This is a genomic window from Pedobacter sp. 01N310, from assembly GCF_056399805.1.
Window position 1 is genome coordinate 1 of record NZ_JBFTSB010000005.1, and the last position, 18228, is coordinate 18228.

Sequence of the window (18228 nt, forward strand, 5' to 3'; positions counted from 1 at the left end):
GACCAATGCTTCTGCCGAATCATTCAATGCAAAGATTAAAGCGTTTAGATCCCAATTTCGTGGCGTGAAATGCGTAAAGTTTTTCCTATACAGGCTAACTCAATTGTATGCTTAAAAATGACTACTCCACAACTTTTGGTATTGATCCACTAACAGTACACAAAGTTCGTTACTAAAGCTTGCAATGCACTTATACAGAATACTGTTTTATTTACCAGTTTTACGGTTTTTGAGCTGAATAGACATGGCTGTGGCCCTGTTTACTTGATTTACGTAGTAATTATTCACCTAATTATTTTGGTTACCTCATTAAAAGAAGAAACGGATATTACAGCATAGGAATAATATTGGGACTGAAAAAATGAATGCTTTGGTGTTTTCAGCAAACGAAAAAGCCTGTAAATATTTAATTTACAGGCTTTTAGTTGAATTTAAAACTATTTTCGCGGAATGGACGGGACTCGAACCCGCGACCTCCTGCGTGACAGGCAGGCATTCTAACCAGCTGAACTACCACTCCTTTTGTCCGCTTTAAAGTTCGAACCTCTTTCCCCTTACGGGAGTGCAAATATAGACACTATATTCAGTTTATCACTATAGTAATCGACTTTTTAATCAATAATTATGTAACACACTGAACCTCATTCTAAATATTTTAATCAAAACCATTATTAAGCAAAAAAGCCTCAACTTTTTCAAGTTAAGGCTTTTGTTGCGGAATGGACGGGACTCGAACCCGCGACCTCCTGCGTGACAGGCAGGCATTCTAACCAGCTGAACTACCACTCCTTTTGTTCTTCTTTAAAGTTCGAACCTCTTGTCTCTTTCGAGGTTGCAAATATAGAGACTATATCTTAATTCGCAAACTTTTTTTTCAAAAATATACAACTCCTTATCCTACAGCGCCTTCCTGCATCTTTTCTGCATTTTCTGCAAACTGAAGTGCACTAATAATCTCCTGAATATCACCATCCATAATGCTTGGCAAGTTGTACATCGTTAATCCGATACGGTGCTCGGTAACACGGCCCTGAGGGTAATTGTAAGTTCTGATTTTTGCTGAACGATCGCCGGTTGATACCATTGTTTTACGTTTAGCGGCAATATCGCCATTCTTTTTTTGTAGTTCGATATCGTAAAGTTTGCTACGCAACATCTCCATCGCAATAACACGGTTACCCAATTGAGAACGCTCTTGTTGGCACACCACCACCAAACCTGAAGGCTTGTGCGTTAATTGCACCTTAGTTTCTACCTTATTTACGTTCTGTCCGCCGGCACCACCTGAACGCGAAGTTTGCAGTTCGATATCAGCTGGGTTAATGTACAGATCAATTTCTTCAGCTTCTGGCAAAACAGCTACAGATGCCGCCGAAGTATGTACACGCCCTTGAGTTTCGGTATCTGGCACACGTTGCACACGGTGCACGCCACTTTCGTATTTTAACTGGCCATAAACATCATCGCCACTCACTTTTAAGATCACCTCTTTATAACCACCTGCTGTACCTTCAGTTACATCAACGGTTTCTACTTTCCATCCCTTAGTTTCGAAATAACGGGTATACATGCGGTATAAATCGCCAGCAAATAAAGCCGCCTCATCTCCACCGGTACCACCACGGATCTCGAATACCGCGTTCTTAGCATCTTCAGGGTCTTTAGGAATCAACATCAAACGGATATTACTTTCCATTTCTTCCTGTTGTTTTAACAAAAGATCAAGCTCTTCTTTTGCCATCTCACGCATTTCAGCATCTTTCTCAGTAGCTAAAATTTCTTTGTTGGCATCAATATTACTCATCACATTTTTGTAGATTTTATATTCGTCTACAATCTTGCCCAAGTCTTTATATTCTTTATTTAAAGCCGCAAAACGTTTCATATCCTGAATTACATCCGGATTGCTCAACGATTCTTCCACATCTTCCCAACGCAGCTTTATAGCTTCTAATTTATCTAACATATTTATTCTTGTTGAAATTTCCTGACGGTTGGTATAGGCCCAAAAATTCAGGAAATGCAAAAATAAGGAAAAAAGCTGAATTAGTTTGTTTAGGATTAGAGGTTAATTGGTTAACGGTTTGAACTGGTTAACTGTTTGGGCTTAATGTCTAAATCAAAATGTTGCCAGTAATCCGAAAATGCAAAAAAGTTGATGTTAAGGTTTTGAAAACGAACGGTCCTGTACACGTGGCAGTCGATAGTCCCGCTATCACTTCAAGTCCTCGCTACGCTGTGGGCTTTCCGTTTTACCGGGTTTAGGAACAAAGAACGGTGCATTTCAGGCATAATGCAGCCTCAAATAGAAGCAGAAACTGATGTATCTAAACGGGATTGTAGTGACAGCTCCCGATTTTTCATCGGGACTATAACGAAAAGCCAGACCAACATTAAAAAAAGCTACAGACACTGCTTTCCAAACGAGAAAGTTCTTCATCGACCGTGCAAGTATGAAAGGAATTTACCGTATTATCAAAAAGGGTTTTGGAAATAAACAGTTCTGTGCCCATGGCAGCCGATAGTCCCGCTATCACTTCAAGTCCTCGCTACGCTGCGGGCTTTCCGTTTTATCGGGTTTAGGGACAAAGACCAGTGCATTTTAGGCATCATGCAGCCTCAAATAGAAGCAGAAACTGATGTATCTAAACGGGATTGAAGTGACAGCTCCCGATTTTTCGGGACTATAACGAAAAGCCCGACGAACATTAAAAAAAGCTACAGACACTGCTTTCCAAAAAATGAACTTAAAAATTAAGCATCTGGCTTGTAATACTCCAATTTTAAATCCACACCATCAAAAACCCCATAAGAATTATAGTTGAGCCATTCGCCAATATTAACATAGCGGCTCCCATTACCCAAAGCGATATCGAGCGGCAGGTGCCTATGTCCGAAAATAAAATAATCGAAATGCTCCTTATGCAATTGCTCTTTGGCATAAATGGCCAGCCATTCTTTATCCTCGCCTAAAAAAACTTCTTTTTCGGTTTGCGCAGCCCTACTACCCTGGCTCCATCCGTTTGCAATCCAGATCCCCAGATTTGGATGTAAACGGGCAAACAACCATTGGCAAAACTTGCTTCTAAAAATCTTTCTTAAAAATTTATATTTGTTATCCCCTGGCCCTAAACCATCGCCATGGTGCAGGTAAAATTTCTTACCGTTACGCTCCATGATCATTTCATCGCTGATGATTTCCATGCCAATTTCCTGCGTAAAATAATCGCGCACCCACATGTCATGGTTACCTTTAAAAAAATAGATTTTTATCCCGGCATCGGCCATGGCCGCCAACTTACCCTGTAAACGGATAAATCCCTTCGGAATTACTTTAGCATACTCGAACCAGAAATCGAAAATATCGCCCATTAAAAACAGCTCGCTGCAATTCGGTTCAATAAAATTCAACCAGCTTACAATACGCGCTTCACGGGCACGGCTTTCGGCATAATTTGGCGTGCCTAAATGAAAATCGGAAGCGAAGTAAATATTCTTAACCATGTACAAATTCAAAGGTAAGGCAAAAAGCTGAAAGACTATAATCTGTGTAATCATCCCTTAAGGAAAAAGCTTAAAGACTAAGGCAGAAAGACCAAACATAAAGACTAAAGCTTAAAGACCAGAGACTAAAACAAAAAGCTTAAAGACTAAGGCAGAAAGACCAAACATAAAGACTAAAGCTTAAAGACCAGAGACTAAAACAAAAAGCTTAAAGACTAAAGCAGAAAGACCAAAGACTAACATAACGAGCCAAACTCCGTGTAAATCCGTGTTTCCGTGGCAAAAAACCTTAATGTCCTTAATTTCTCAATGGTGAAAACCCCGAAAACAAAAAGCTTAAAGAATAAAGCAGAAACACCAAAGACTAACATAACGAGCCAAACTCCGTGTAAATCTGTGTTTCCGTGGCAAAAAACCTTAATGTCCTTAATTTCTCAATGGTGAAAACCCCGAAAACAAAAAGCTTAAAGACTAAAGCAGAAACACCAAAGACTAACATAACGAGCCAAACTCCGTGTAAATCCGTGTTTCCGTGGCAAAAAACCTTAATGTCCTTAATTTCTCAATGGTGAAAACCCCGAAAACAAAAAGCTTAAAGACTATAATCTGTGCAATCTCAAAATCTGTGTAATCACCCCGAAAGGAAAAAAGCAGAAAGACCAAAGACTAAAGCAAGAACACTAAAACTAAAATCACCTTAACAAATCGGTGTAATCTCTAAATCTGTGTAATCATCCCGAAGGTAAAAGACTAAAGCTTAAAGACTAAAGCAAGAGCACTAAAACTAAAATCGCCTTAACAAATCGGTGTAATCCCTAAATCTGTGTAATCAACCCAAAGGAAAAAAAGACATATATTAGTAAACAAATCTTATTAAAGATGAAAAAACAAATTCTATTAAGCTTATTTGCATTAAGTCTGTTTGCCTGTAACCAGGGCAAAAAACCTGCAGAAAAAATAACATTGATGAAATACCCTGAAACAAAAAAAGACAGCACAAAAGATAATTATTTCGGAACAACCATTGCAGATCCTTACAGATGGCTAGAGAATGATACCTCGGCTGAAACAAAAGCCTGGGTTGTAGCCGAAAATAAGGTTACTCAAAACTATCTCGAGCAGATCCCCTACCGTACTGACATTAAAAAGCGCTTAACAGCATTATGGAACTACCCTAAAGAAAGTGAGCCATTTAAGGTTGGCGAATATTATTTCTTCGCCAAAAATGACGGGCTTCAAAACCAAAGCATCTGGTTTATTAAAAAAGGGTTAGATGGCAAGGAAGAAGTTTTTCTCGATCCAAATAAACTTACAAAAGACGGAACGGCAGCCATTTCGATTTTGGGCTTCTCTCACGACAAAAAACACCTGGCCTATTCGGTTGCACAAGCAGGATCAGACTGGAGTAATATTTATGTAATGGAAATAGCCAGCAAAACTAAATTAGCTGATGAACTGAAATGGACGAAGTTCTCTGGCGCAGCATGGAAAGGCGATGGTTTTTATTACAGTAAATTTGATGAACCTATTAAAGGAACTGATCTTTCTGCCGCCAATAAACACCAAAAAGTATATTTCCATAAATTGGGCGATCAGCAGCAAAAAGATCAATTAATTTTTGAAGATAAAACCAATCCAAATCTATATTTCGGTGCCAATGTTACCGAAGACGAACGCTTTCTGGTGGTTTACGCCAGCGCAGGCACTTCGGGCAATGCATTATACTGTCAAGACCTGAAAGCACCAAACAGTAAAATTGCCTTATTGGTTAAGGGTTTTGAAAACAATCACAGCGTTATTGATAATATTGGCGATAAGCTATTGGTAAATACCGATCTGGGTGCTGAAAACAAACAGGTGGTTTTGGTCGATCCAAAAAATGCAGATCCTAAAAATTGGCAGAAAATTATCCCCGAATCTAAACTGGCACTAGAAGGTATTGGAACTGGAGGAGGATTTCTATGGGCATCCTATCTAAAAGATGCAAGCACCAATATTATACAGTTTGATTTAAGCGGAAAGAAAATTGGCGACGTAAAACTGCCAGCCATTGGAACCGTTGGAAGCTTTGGCGGCTACAAAGAAGATAAAGAATTCTTTTACACCTTTTCTAATTTCACTACTCCCGGTACTATTTACCGTTACGACATCAACAAGAGCGAATCTATATTATATAAAAAATCCGGACTCCAATTTAATACCGATAACTACGAAACCAAACAGGTGTTTTATCCATCGAAAGATGGCACCAAGGTACCTATGTTTATCGTGTCAAAGAAAGGGACCAAGCTCGACGGTAACAATCCGGTTTATTTATATGCCTATGGTGGTTTTCAGGTTAGTTTAACACCTGGATTCAGTCTATCTCGGATGCTATTTTTAGAGCGTGGCGGCATTTACGTACAGCCTAGTTTACGTGGCGGAAGCGAGTATGGCGAAGCCTGGCACAAAGCCGGTATGCTATCGAAAAAACAGAACGTTTTTGACGATTTTATCGCTGCAGCCGAATACCTGATTAAAGAGAAGTACACCAATCCATCTAAAATTGCTATATCTGGTGGCTCGAACGGGGGCCTCTTGGTAGGTGCCTGTATGACCCAAAGACCTGATCTGTTTAAAGTAGCTTTACCTGCTGTTGGTGTTTTAGACATGCTTCGCTACCATAAATTTACTGTGGGCTGGGGCTGGGCAGTTGAATACGGAAGCAGCGATAAAAAGGAAGATTTCGATTACCTGATTAAATATTCGCCGCTCCATAATCTAAAAAGCGGTGTTAATTATCCGGCAACATTAATAACAACAGCAGATCACGATGACCGCGTAGTACCTGCACATTCATTTAAATTTGCAGCAACCCTACAGGATAAATATAAAGGTGAAAACCCGGTTTTAATCAGAATTGAAACCAAAGCAGGCCATGGTGCAGGTAAACCAACAACGAAAGTGATTGAAGAAGCGGCTGATGTATGGAGCTTTGTGTTTCAGAATTTAGGAGTGAGTTGGTAGCGCATTTTTTGTCATTCTGAGCTCCATAGAAGGTCGTCATCTCGACTGGAGCGTAGCGAAATGGAGAGATCTATAATAGATTTCTCGACGACGTTGCACTCCGCTCGAAATGACGATATCTTGTAGTAATCATCACGAAAAATTATGCTTCTAATATAACACCATCCCATTTCCCACTAAATCCATAGACCAATTATAATTTGCTTTAAACTGCTAAAAACCCTTAACTTTTGTTTTAACCTAACGCAAAGCATATAAAATATTGAATACAACAGGATTACAAAATTATCTAGAATATTTCTAAATAGCAGAATTGATAATACTTTATTTTGTAACTTTGCGTCAAATTTTTTTTAATGATCACTACTGATATAGCCGTAATAGGCGCTGGTCCGGTTGGCTTATTCGCCATTTTTGAAGCCGGTTTATTAAAAATGCGTTGCCATTTAATTGACTACCTGCCTCAGGTTGGTGGTCAGCTGTCTGAAATTTACCCTAAAAAACCGATATACGATATCCCAGGTTATCCTTCTGTGTTGGCCCAGGAACTTATCGATAACTTAATGGAGCAGGCAAAACCTTTCCATCCAACGTTTACTTTAGGCGAGCGTATTGAAGGTTTAGAGAAGCGTGGCGAAGCAGATTTCGTTTTAACGACCAATATGGGTACTGTTATCGAAGCTAAAGTTGTGGTAATTGCAGGTGGTTTAGGTTGCTTTGAGCCGCGTAAACCTGCTGTAGAAAATTTAGAGAACTTTGAGAATGGTAAAGGTGTAAACTATATGATCCTCGACCCGGAGAAGTATCGCGATCAGAAAATGGTGATTGCCGGTGGCGGTGACTCTGCTTTAGACTGGACCATTTACTTAGCAGAAGTTTGTTCTGAATTAACTTTGGTGCACAGAAGTGAGAGTTTCCGTGGTGCTCCAGATTCGGTTGCTAAAGTAATGGCATTGGCAGAAAGCGGTAAAATCAATTTGATTTTAAATAGCAATCTTCAGGCGGTACAGGGAACCGACAAATTAGAACAAGTTGAAATTGTGCAGAACCGTACCATGGAAAAAACGGTGGTAGAAGCCGATCACTTAATTCCTTTGTTTGGTTTGAGCCCTAAATTAGGTCCGATCGAAGACTGGAACTTAAATATCAACAAAAGTGCAATCGAGGTTAATGTTGATGATTATTCGACAAACATCCCTGGAATTTATGCTATTGGCGATATCAACACTTACACCAATAAACTAAAATTGATTCTTTGTGGTTTCCACGAGGCTGCATTAATGAGCCATAGTGCTTATTCATACATGAACCCAGGTGTGAAATATACCATGAAATATACAACTGTAAACGGAGTTTCAGAATTTTAAGCTTTCTACTATATTTGTGAATCAATATAAGTAAGCTAAAAAATGGAAAACAATATTAATATATACATGCAAGAGCCGGATGGCTCGGTTACTGAACACGTTGCACCAACAGACATGGGTTTAAGCCTGATGGAGTTTTTAAAAGCATCAGAGTACGATATTCTAGCTACTTGTGGCGGAATGGCTTTATGTGCTACCTGCTGCGTTGATGTGTTAGAAGGCGAAGAAAAACTTAACGAAATGACAGACGATGAGTATGCCATGTTAGATACTTTGCCTGATCTGTTACCAAATTCGCGTTTAGCCTGCCAATTGCAGTTAAACAACAATATGGATGGATTAAAAGTAAAATTACACGGCGTAAGCTAGGTTAAAAACATATTAAAGAGAAAAGGCGATACCTAAGTGTCGCCTTTTTTTGTTTTCTATAGACCTGAATTTTAAACGGCCAACCGAAAATTACAAACTGATCTAGGCGTTACCCAATCCCTAACGCGGATCCATCGCCATTTGGAGCCCCCTTTGTTATTAAACCTGATAAAGCGAAAAGCCCGAAGCGCAGCGAGGACTTGCAGCGATAGCAGGGCTACGATCCGCCACGACAACAGAACCCAACATTTCCAAAAACGATGAAAAATAAGCCTGCGCTTCAGGATTAAAAATCCTTAATTTCTAAAGATGGGATTACAAATCCCGACTAACGGACTCTTGTATCAGAGACCTGGCAGGTTTTGAAAACCTGCCAGGTCTAAAAAGAGGTTATTGAATATTTATCTTCTGCTTTTCTACATTCCAGCCATATACCTCTACAGCTAAATTATTTTGTTTTCCTGTATATTCTACAATTACCGTTTTACTTTCGCCAGGCAAAATACTTACGTAGTTATCATCATAAAAAGCAGGAAGCACGCGTTCACCAGTATTGCCATTTATTAAAGCAACTCGGTTAAAAAATGCTACTGGATTGCCATTTGCATTGCTTAAAGTAACTGCTACCTTGCCGTTTTTCTGATCAACTGCTGCAACTTTTAATGGCGCTTGTTTGATGCTTTTTAAACCCGAATATTCCCCATCCTTCCCAGGAAGCCAATAAATATTCTCACTCAGTATATTTTGCTTCTGGTCTAAAATCCTTAAAGAAACAAATACACCTTCTTTTTTATCCAGCTTAGTTAAGAACTCGTTCATAGGAAAAAGTCTTCTCACCGAAGATGGGCCAACCGAATTGAAAGCCTGAGAGTAGAAATAATCCTTTCCGTCCATATCATAAGCTTTCGCCTGTATCATCAGGTTGTTTTTCGTGCTAAACCCATTGTTTACAATGGTAACCATGCTATCCAAAGGATTCATCATCACATGCAAAGGCTCACTTCCTTTCCTTAAGCCATATAAGCAGGCATTAGGATCAAGGTAATAATCGTACATCTGTCCACGCATGGCTGTCCAGGGGTTTTGGGTTTTCCAGATGATAGAACCGGTATACCAGTCCCACATTTTGTTCGAGAAACCCTCCATTAATGCCCTGTATTGATCGTAGTTGGCCAATTGTGCTTTCATGGCAAAATCTTCTGCACTTTTTGGCTTACCGTATGGATTAAGGTATTGCTCGTAAGAGATGTATTTATGATAATCCCATACCGAATCGGGCTTGGCTTTGTATTGAGGCGCAATCAGGTTTTCTTTTGGGATAAAACGGAGCAGGGAAACGTAGTCGCCTACCCCTACCGATCCTACTTCCGAGTTATAAGGAAATGTTCTGGTACCCCAGAAACTTTTAATATCCTGTATGCCGTATGGACCATCACCGTTCCCTCCAATGGAATTAAAAGACATTTCGTCGCTATTGGAGAAATCAAAAAGTTTTCTCGTTCCATCTAAGCGCGGCAGAATATCGTTCTTTAAAGGCTCCAAAATATCTTCCGGTGGTGTAATCTCATTTCCACCACACCAAAAAGCAAGTGAAGCATGGTTTCTGATCATTTTGATCTGATCTTCAATGGCTCTTAAGGTTAAATTATGATCATCTGGATAATTTCTGCGCGTCCATTGATCTTCCTTCTTCATTGGATCTACCCATCGGCCGTTACAATCGCCACTGAACCAGAAATCCTGAAAAACCAACAAACCATATTTATCACAGGCGTTGTAAAACTCAGGTCTTTCTAAAATTGCTCCTCCCCAAATCCTGATCAGGTTGAGGTTCATATCTTTATGGTAACGCACTTCAGCATCATAGCGGGCATCACTAAAACGGAGCATTGCATCAGAGATAATCCAGTTACCACCCTTAATAAAAATCTTTTGTCCGTTTACAAAAGCGCCCATACTCTTGGTGTGCTCGTTCCAGATATTATCTATTTGGCGAACCCCCACTTTAAGCTGTTCTTGATCCAAAACCTGATTGGCTGCTATAAATTCGATCTTCACATCATACAGGTTCTGCGGCCCGTATCCGCTTGGCCACCATAACTTAGGGTTGTCGAGCTGTAAATCAGGAAGTTTAACCGTAGTAGTCTTATTGGCTGCAATAGTAGTTGGCTGTTTAACCAATTTTCCGGCAATTTGATATTGCAAAGTACCCGAAATAGTCTGACCTGTAGGGTTTTCTACTTCAACTGAAACTTTAACGGTAGCCGGATTTTGTTTCCCTTCTGGTACGCGCTTGCCTGGGACCAAGGTAATTACCTGTGGATTCAGGATATTGATGCTTTTTGTTTTCTCGATGGTCACTTTATCCCAAATACCCGTATTACGATCACGAGTAGGCTGAATCCAATCCCAGCCGGCGGTGTATTGTGTGGTTAAACCTTTGGCAATAGTGCCATCACCACCCTGGCCACCGTTCGGGTTACCTGGAAAATCCGGAGGATAAACAATTACGGCCAGCCTGTTTTTCCCGTTTGAAGATAACAGTTTGGTAATGTTATATTGCGCCCTAAGGTGCATCCCAACCTGGGTTTTTGGATTAACTTTTTTTCCGTTTAAATAAATTTCGGCTTTGTAATTTATACCCCTAAACTGTAACCAAACCTGTTCGTTACCCGCCGCGCGCTCTTCAAAATCTTTTACAAACCAATAGGTGTAATAATCGTTACCGGTTTTATACACATCAGGAATTTTCTCATTGTTCATTCCATAAAATGGATCGGGTACTTTTTTGTTGTTCAGCAAAGTAGTTAATACTGTTCCTGGTACAGTTGCGGGCATCCAACTGTTAATCGAAAAGCCTGTTTTCGAAATTTCTGAACCAGTAGATTTAGCATCTTTGATATTGGTACATACCCAACCCGAATTTAGTTCATAGCGCTGTTGTGCATTTACGGTCAAAACCGAACAGAGTAAGAGAAGTAGGAATATTTTCTTCATTATTATTAAATTATTGAATGAGTGATTTATTGAATGAGAGAATGTTTTATTTACTGAATGAGAATTTTCACTATTGGTATAGTAAGCATTCAATCATTTTCAATTTAATCATTACTTAGTTGAAACTGGTCTGTCTTCTTGTTTTACCCCCCAGGTTGCTGATGGTTTATTGCCCATATAAATTTGCATATTTCCGCCAGTTATCATGGTTTTATGCAGGATATATGATTTGGTATAAGCTTTGCCATTCAGCACAATTTTCTGAATGTACTTATTCTCCGCACTATTACCCACAACCTTTATATTGAATTTCTTATTCCCAGGCAGCGAAATTATCGCATCATTAACTAATGGCGTTCCGAAAACGTAAGCCCCGTTTGCCGGATTTACAGGATAGAAACCCATTGCCGAGAAAACATACCAGGCACTCATTTGACCTACATCTTCGTTACCACACAAACCATCCGGTTTTGAAGAATAAAAATCTTTGTCGATTTTACGGATCAGATCGGCAGTTTTCCATGGCTGGCCTGCGTAAGTATATAAATAAGGAATGTGGTGATTGGGTTCATTTCCCTGCGCATAATTACCGATCAACCCACTAATATCCGGCGAACCGTTGGTTCCCAAATCTAAGGGTAAGGTAAATAGCGAGTCGAGTTTATTGATAAAAGCTTTATCCCCTCCAAAAAGATCAATCAATCCTTCTACATCTTGCGGCACTAGCCAGGTGTATTGCCAGGCATTACCTTCTACATAGTCATCTTCACGGTGTTTGGATGAAAAGGGATCGAACGGGCTTCTCCAGTTTCCGCTGGCAAGTTTACCCCGCATAAACTGAACACTCGGATCGAAATATAAACTATACAGTTTCGACCTTTTGCTAAAATAAGTGTAATCTGCTGTTTTATTCAGTGCCTTAGCCATTTGTGCAATGCAATAATCGTCAATAGCATACTCCAAAGCCTTACCCACTGATTCGTTTACTTTATCAGCAGGAATGTATTTAAGCTCCTGAATGTATTCGATGCCATCTGTTTTCTGCATAGCCGATTGTTTTATCGCTTCGTATGCCAGATTTACATCAAAACCCCGGTATCCTTTTAAATAAGCATCAACAATAACCGGAACGGCATGGTAGCCCACCATGGTATTGGTTTCGCTACCCATTAAATGCCAAACGGGTAGTTTACCCTGTTGTTTATAGATGGCCAACATGGTATTTACCACATCGCTTACCTTATCCTGGTGCAGGATGGTGTACAATGGATTAGCCGCACGGTAAGTATCCCACAATGAAAAGGTAGTGAGGTTATTAAAATTTGCCTTTTTGTATACCTTTTTATCTGTACCGAGGTAATCTTTGTTTACATCGTTAAAAAGTGACGGGGCCACCATGGTATGGTACAAAGCAGTATAAAATACCTTTTTGGTCGTATTTGAAGCCTCAATTTTCACCTTGGCCAGTTCTTTCTCCCATTTCGCATCACTGTTTTTAACTGTGGTGGTAAAATCCCAGCCTGGCAACTCTGTTTTTAGGTTTAAAATGGCATTTTCAATGCTTACCGGAGATAAGGCAACTTTAATCTGTAGCTTATCATGATTAATGGCATTAAAGTTTACCGCTGCTTTTAATTTTTTGCCGGATAATGCCATGCCGCTTTTAACCGCTGTGCTATCATATAACGCAATACTTTTAATCGGTTGTGAAAGTTTAATTACAAAATACAAACGCTGATCGTTGGCCCAACCTTTCGAATTACGATGCCCTATAATAGTGGTAGCATCGAGCTGTTTAAATGATGCAGATACAGGTGCGTCCCAGCCTATACCTTCTATCAAATCAATAATGATATGTGGGTTTTCGGCACCTTTTTTAAAAGTATATTGGTGAAAACCTACTCTTTCAGTTGCTGTTAGTTCGGCTTTAATCTGGTATTTATCAAGCAATACACTATAATAACCAGCTTTGGCTATTTCATTTTGATGCGAAAATTTAGACAGGTAGCCGTTCTGATCTTCGGCTGTTTTACCTTTCTCGAGCAATAATTTACCAGTTGCAGGCATGATCGAAATATCGCCCAGATCGCCGATTCCGGTACCGCTTAAATGCGTATGTGCAAAACCGGTAATGGTATTACTAACATAATTATACCCACTGCACCAATCCCAGCCTTCAAAAATGTTGTTCGGCCCCAGCTGAACTGCACCAAAAGGAACATTTGCACCTACAAAAACGTGACCGTGTTTTGCCGATCCGATTAATGGATCTACATACCGGGTAAGTTTGGTGTTCTGCTGCGCAGCTGCATTAAGGGAGAATAGAGAGGCCGTTAGAAATAGAATAGACGAGGTTTTCTTGAACTGCATGTGTGCTTATAATTTCTTACATTAGAATTTAAAGCCTAAAAGTAAAACGTTTTACGTTTATTTTCTCATAAAGGGGAAAGAATTACATCAAAAGCATTGAATTTTGGCAATTATTGGGAGATAACAGGCTTTTGAACGCGAGAGATCGTCATCCGATAGCAATCGGATGACGATCTCTTTTATTGAAATTCGACAGATCCTTCACTGCGTTCAGGATGACAGCAATATATAAACGTCCTCTTAGCCAATCTCCAAAACAATTACCTGATCGGGTTCTGCACTATTTAAAGTTGTAGTAATGGTTAATTTTGATTTTTTAAAGGTATAGTTTACCGCGCTTTTGTCTTTTAACAAATATGCTTTTTTAATTTTCTTTAGCGGAACGTTTTCTAAGTTAAGCGTTGCCGTTTTTCCGTCAACAAGGTGGATATAAACTTTGTTGTCGCTTTGCGTAATGCTTCCCCAGGCCTGCGGTTTTATAAATCCCGCTTTAGTACCATAAATACTTTCACCGTAAATTTTAAGCCAATCGCCCAAACCTGCCAAACGGTTTTGAAACTCGGGCTGGATTTTACCACTCGGCATCGGGCCGATGTTCAGTAAAAGATTAGACCCTAAACTTGCAGCTTTAACCAACATATGTACCAGTTCTTTATTCGATTTGTAATAGGTATCGCTCAAATTATATCCCCACGAATTTGAAATGGTTTCGCAGGTTTCAAGTGGTAGTTTATCTGATGCCTTTTGAAAACTTAAGCCTGATTTATTTTCACCAGGAAGATCGCGTTCGAACATTTGAAAATCTTCTCCGGCAAAGGGTGTAAGGTGGTGATTGTTACCAATCATGCACTGTGGCTGAAGTTTGTGGATTAAACCATAAATTTCATTGTATTTCCAATCAATCCGTGATGTCCTGTCTTTCGATCCTTCTGGTTCAGTCTGATCCCAATGCCCGTCAAACCAGATTCCGCCTATTTCACCATAATTGGTCAACAACTCTGTTAATTGGTTTTTCATGAACTGCAAATAGCTTGCATAATTACCTTTGCCCGTTCTACCTGAGTTCTGTCCGGTACGACCAGTTTCGTGTGGATAATCTTCTCTTCGCCAATCTAACAGCGAATAATACAGGTATAGTTTTATGCCTTGCTTATGGCACTCATCGGCCATCATTTTTACGATATCTTTTTTGTAGGGCGTATTCATGATATTGAAATCAGAATATTTGGTATCCCACATGCTAAAACCATCATGGTGCCTGGTAATCAGCGTAATGTATTTCATTCCGGCATTCTTCGCCATGCTCACCCATTGTTCGGCATTAAACTCAACAGGATTAAAAAAATCTTTAAGGTTGGTATAATTATGAACATTCAACTTTCGTTCGTTCATTACCCATTCGCCGCTCCCTGGTACACTAAAAGGACCCCAGTGGATAAATAAGCCAAAACGGGCATCGTTAAACCATGCCCGCTGTTTTAAATTAGAGGCTGTAGGTGTATAATCCTGTGCTTTTAACTGTAAGGCAATTAATAGCACAAGGCATATTAGGGTTAATTTCTTCATAAGGATAGTGGTATCGTTTGGTTAGGTTTTAGTCTATTGATGCGGTGGCTTTGGTTGGTTTTCCAATTACCTTATAATTTCCATCGCCTTTTAAAATGGCCAGGATCTGCGATTGGTTGGTAAAAAGATTTTTTGCTGCAGCCAATTCTTTATCGTACTGGAAGCTCTGCTCAATTCTTCCCTTTTCGTAAAAATATCGGCTTACGATCTGTGTTTCTAAAACTCTTTTTATTTCTGCTTTATGGCTAACCAGATCAGTTTTTTTAGAAGAGGTAAGTTTATATTTAAGATTCTCCAGATCGGTTTTTACCTCAGCAGATTTATTTTCCTTTTCGGCTTCTAAACGTAAATCGGAAAGCAACCTTTCGGTACGGCTTAGGTAAGTTAAATCTTTATCGGCCAAACTGCCAGAAAATGCAGCATAGTCCGCATCAGATAACTGGAAAGTTTTGGCCGAGGCCAAACTTGGTTTTTCTTTCCTATATTGATTTGCGTAGTTAAAGAAAAGGTTTTTGTTAAGCATTGAAATGGTAATCGGGCTGAGCTTTATGGCATCTACCACGATATCGGGATAAACACCATTACCACTGTACACGTTTCTTCCTGCTTTGGTTTGGTACATTGCCATGGTCGAATCGGCAAAACGTTCTGCAATACCATCTGCATTTTTATGTGCATAATCTAATTTTTGGATGCACCTGCCTGATGGTGTATAATATTTTGCCACAGTTACTTTAACCAAGCTGTTATAGGGCAGGTTAAAGGTTTGCTGAACCAAGCCTTTGCCGTAACTACGTTGGCCGATTACAATGGCACGATCTAAATCCTGTAAAGAACCCGCAACAATTTCTGAGGCTGAGGCCGAATTACCATTTACAAGCACTACCAACGGAACCGAAGTAGAAACCGGGGTTAAAAGTGTTTTATAGGCGATGGTTTTCTCTACATTTTTGCCTTTTTGGGCTACAATAAGCTGATCTTTATTCACAAAGAGGTTCACAATTTTAACCGCTTCCTGCAAAATACCCCCGCCGTTGTTTCTCAAATCTAAAACCACACCTTTTGGGTTTTCTTTTTGAATAGCCAACAGCGCATCTTTAACTTCCTGTCCGGAATTTTCAAGAAATTTATCGAGTTTGATGTAACCGATACCATCACCAACCATTCCTGAGTAAGAAACGTTAGGCTGTTTTATTTCATCACGGACAAGTTTTTTAGTGATTTCTTTTCCATCTCTGATCATCAACAAATCAACGGCTGTGCCTTTAGGGCCACGCAATAATTGGCTAACCTCTGAGCGGTCTTTTCCTTTTATGGCAATCCCGTTGATGCTCAGCACCTGATCGCCGGCTTTAATATCACTTTTATTTGCAGGATAACCTTCGCTTACTTCATTGATAAACAGTTTTCCATCGATAAAAACAGTGCTGGCACCAATACCTCCGTACTGTGTGCTCACATATTTTAGCTTGTAATCTTCAATCTCCGATTCTGGGACATATTCGGTATAGGGATCTAAACTATCCAACATGGCATCAATCCCCGTTTTCATCAATTGGGGGGCATTAGTGTCATCAACATAATTGATATTGATTTCTTTATAGAGCGAAGCAAAAATATCCAGATTTTTAGATACGAGGAATAAATCTTCTTTAAATGAAAAAGACAAAACAGCCACGCCAAAGCCAGCTGCTAAAAGACCATATTTTAGTTTCTTCATTCCCTTATATATTTAAATTCCGAAGGGCAAGTTAAATGAAATACCGCTCTTTTTGGAAGGTTATTATTGATTAAGCAAACGTAAATGTACAAAAACCGATAAATATTAAAAACAGCTTATTTGGGCTAAGCGTAAATTAAGCGTTACGCGAAAAAGAAGAGGATGAAAACAAGGAAAAATTTACTAAAGTCTGTTACCCTTGGTATCGGCAAGTGCTTTTTGAATGGTAAATTCGATGTAGGTGCGGTCGCGTTTTACCAAACGCATTAAATCTTCAATCAGTTGATCTTCTTTGCCTGGCGTAAATTCTAAAGGCTCGTTCGCCAGATCGCGATATTTCCTTAAGAACTTGGTTTTTACTTTAAATGCAGTTTCTGAAGTAAGTTGAAAATTAGCCATGGCATATTTTATTTGATGCAAAAGTAAAAAATATTTGCTCAGGTTAATACCTTTTTATGTGATGTGACAAAAAAAGTGGAGATTCGCGGATTCTTTTTGCACGATAATTGTGTTAAAAGCACGTTATAAAACCTAATCGGTATAAAAACCGTGTAATACAAATTTTTAAAAATGAAATCATGGCAGGTATCATCGATCGTTTATGGTTTTATAACCTTTAAAAAACAAATTAAACAACATGAAAAAAATCATCTTCTCTATTGTTTTCCTAACCTTGGGTTGGGCAACATCAAAGGCACAAACGTTTAACCTCGGGGTTAAAGCAGGTGTAAACTTAGCAAAGTTAAATGCAGATTTTGCAAGTGAAGAAAACCGTTTAGGTTATCAGATCGGTGCCTGGGCACGGATTGGTGGCGCTAGTCTTTATGTGCAACCAGAGGCTTACATTGGTAGCAAAGGCAATAAATTTATCAGCATTACGCAAGATAATGGGAACGAAGTTGCAGCTGAAGGGAAAGTAAAATTTACCACTTTAGATGTTCCTGTTTTATTGGGAACAAAATTTGGTGCTAAAAATTTAAACTTCCGCTTAATGGCTGGTCCGGTTATTTCATTTATTCTGGATGAAAATTCGTCGTTTAGTTCTGCTTATCAACAAGCAACCGATTTCGACAACTACAAAAACCAGGCACTGGGCCTACAGGCTGGTGCTGGTGTAGATGTGGGTAACATTTCGGTTGATTTACGCTACGAAGCCGGTTTATCCAACATTAGTAAAAGTGAAAAATACAGCCAAAAACCTAACTTGTTTCAATTGAGTTTAGGATTTAAAATTTTGTAATTTTTTCAACAGAACGAGTAAGAGGCGGCCATTGGTCGCCTTTTTTTGTTTAATCCTTTTTTAGCAGTTGAAAAAGCTATTTCTTAGGC

Annotated in this window: 11 protein-coding genes and 2 tRNA genes; 4 read left to right on the forward strand and 9 right to left on the reverse strand. The window is 39.4% G+C overall.

Features of this window, described 5'->3' with window-relative positions; all coding sequences use genetic code 11:
- Nucleotides 1-446 precede the first annotated feature (446 nt).
- The 4 genes from AC1DNH_RS11875 to AC1DNH_RS11890 all read right to left on the reverse strand — a co-directional run bounded on the left by AC1DNH_RS11875 (nt 447) and on the right by AC1DNH_RS11890 (nt 3504).
- Nucleotides 447-520: transfer RNA gene (locus AC1DNH_RS11875), tRNA-Asp, on the reverse strand.
- A gap of 195 nt (nt 521-715) precedes the next feature.
- Nucleotides 716-789: transfer RNA gene (locus AC1DNH_RS11880), tRNA-Asp, on the reverse strand.
- A 103-nt stretch (nt 790-892) separates the two neighbouring features.
- A complete protein-coding gene (gene prfA / locus AC1DNH_RS11885; RefSeq protein ID WP_029274630.1) occupies nt 893-1966 on the reverse strand; it encodes a peptide chain release factor 1 in 1074 nt (357 codons plus the stop codon).
- A 788-nt stretch (nt 1967-2754) separates the two neighbouring features.
- A complete protein-coding gene (locus AC1DNH_RS11890; RefSeq protein ID WP_477580664.1) occupies nt 2755-3504 on the reverse strand; it encodes a UDP-2,3-diacylglucosamine diphosphatase in 750 nt (249 codons plus the stop codon).
- An 879-nt stretch (nt 3505-4383) separates the two neighbouring features.
- On the opposite strand from AC1DNH_RS11890, the gene AC1DNH_RS11895 reads away from it, so the two are divergent.
- From AC1DNH_RS11895 to AC1DNH_RS11905, 3 genes are all read left to right on the forward strand, one after another.
- Nucleotides 4384-6510 carry a prolyl oligopeptidase family serine peptidase gene (locus AC1DNH_RS11895; protein ID WP_477580662.1) on the forward strand — a complete coding sequence of 709 codons (2127 nt, stop codon included), beginning with the start codon at nt 4384-4386 and terminating at the stop codon, nt 6508-6510.
- 356 nt (nt 6511-6866) lie between these two features.
- Complete coding sequence (locus tag AC1DNH_RS11900) at nt 6867-7877, forward strand: NAD(P)/FAD-dependent oxidoreductase (RefSeq protein ID WP_029274634.1); 1011 nt, start codon at nt 6867-6869, stop codon at nt 7875-7877.
- A 42-nt stretch (nt 7878-7919) separates the two neighbouring features.
- Nucleotides 7920-8246 carry a 2Fe-2S iron-sulfur cluster-binding protein gene (locus AC1DNH_RS11905; protein WP_025141835.1) on the forward strand — a complete coding sequence of 109 codons (327 nt, stop codon included), beginning with the start codon at nt 7920-7922 and terminating at the stop codon, nt 8244-8246.
- Between the two features lie 390 nt (nt 8247-8636).
- Here the strand turns inward: AC1DNH_RS11905 and AC1DNH_RS11910 are convergent, their stop codons facing one another.
- The 5 genes from AC1DNH_RS11910 to AC1DNH_RS11930 all read right to left on the reverse strand — a co-directional run bounded on the left by AC1DNH_RS11910 (nt 8637) and on the right by AC1DNH_RS11930 (nt 17298).
- Nucleotides 8637-11243, reverse strand: a complete 2607-nt coding sequence (locus tag AC1DNH_RS11910) for a glycoside hydrolase family 2 protein (RefSeq protein ID WP_477625399.1) — start codon at nt 11241-11243, stop codon at nt 8637-8639.
- A 111-nt stretch (nt 11244-11354) separates the two neighbouring features.
- Nucleotides 11355-13613: a GH92 family glycosyl hydrolase gene (locus AC1DNH_RS11915; RefSeq protein WP_477580655.1), complete on the reverse strand. Its 2259-nt coding sequence runs from the start codon at nt 13611-13613 to the stop codon at nt 11355-11357.
- A 240-nt stretch (nt 13614-13853) separates the two neighbouring features.
- Nucleotides 13854-15179, reverse strand: coding sequence for an alpha-L-fucosidase (locus tag AC1DNH_RS11920; protein WP_215124675.1), 1326 nt, complete (start codon nt 15177-15179; stop codon nt 13854-13856).
- Between the two features lie 28 nt (nt 15180-15207).
- Nucleotides 15208-16899, reverse strand: coding sequence for a S41 family peptidase (locus tag AC1DNH_RS11925; RefSeq protein ID WP_477580561.1), 1692 nt, complete (start codon nt 16897-16899; stop codon nt 15208-15210).
- Nucleotides 16900-17082: 183 nt separating this feature from the next.
- Nucleotides 17083-17298 (reverse strand): hypothetical protein, encoded by a 216-nt coding sequence (locus tag AC1DNH_RS11930; protein WP_025141830.1) that lies wholly within the window; start codon nt 17296-17298, stop codon nt 17083-17085.
- A 238-nt stretch (nt 17299-17536) separates the two neighbouring features.
- On the opposite strand from AC1DNH_RS11930, the gene AC1DNH_RS11935 reads away from it, so the two are divergent.
- Entirely contained in the window at nt 17537-18139 is a 603-nt protein-coding gene (locus AC1DNH_RS11935) for a porin family protein (RefSeq protein ID WP_477580559.1), read from the forward strand.
- Nucleotides 18140-18228 lie beyond the last annotated feature (89 nt).

Excerpts from the sequence above, each read along its gene's own strand:
- prfA (WP_029274630.1), bottom strand. The coding sequence starts at position 1,966 with ATGTTAGATAAATTAGAAGCTATAAAGCTGCGTTGGGAAGATGTGGAA.
- AC1DNH_RS11890 (WP_477580664.1), bottom strand. The coding sequence starts at position 3,504 with ATGGTTAAGAATATTTACTTCGCTTCCGATTTTCATTTAGGCACGCCA.
- AC1DNH_RS11895 (WP_477580662.1), top strand. The coding sequence starts at position 4,384 with ATGAAAAAACAAATTCTATTAAGCTTATTTGCATTAAGTCTGTTTGCC.
- AC1DNH_RS11900 (WP_029274634.1), top strand. The coding sequence starts at position 6,867 with ATGATCACTACTGATATAGCCGTAATAGGCGCTGGTCCGGTTGGCTTA.
- AC1DNH_RS11905 (WP_025141835.1), top strand. The coding sequence starts at position 7,920 with ATGGAAAACAATATTAATATATACATGCAAGAGCCGGATGGCTCGGTT.
- AC1DNH_RS11910 (WP_477625399.1), bottom strand. The coding sequence starts at position 11,243 with ATGAAGAAAATATTCCTACTTCTCTTACTCTGTTCGGTTTTGACCGTA.
- AC1DNH_RS11915 (WP_477580655.1), bottom strand. The coding sequence starts at position 13,613 with ATGCAGTTCAAGAAAACCTCGTCTATTCTATTTCTAACGGCCTCTCTA.
- AC1DNH_RS11920 (WP_215124675.1), bottom strand. The coding sequence starts at position 15,179 with ATGAAGAAATTAACCCTAATATGCCTTGTGCTATTAATTGCCTTACAG.
- AC1DNH_RS11925 (WP_477580561.1), bottom strand. The coding sequence starts at position 16,899 with ATGAAGAAACTAAAATATGGTCTTTTAGCAGCTGGCTTTGGCGTGGCT.
- AC1DNH_RS11930 (WP_025141830.1), bottom strand. The coding sequence starts at position 17,298 with ATGGCTAATTTTCAACTTACTTCAGAAACTGCATTTAAAGTAAAAACC.
- AC1DNH_RS11935 (WP_477580559.1), top strand. The coding sequence starts at position 17,537 with ATGAAAAAAATCATCTTCTCTATTGTTTTCCTAACCTTGGGTTGGGCA.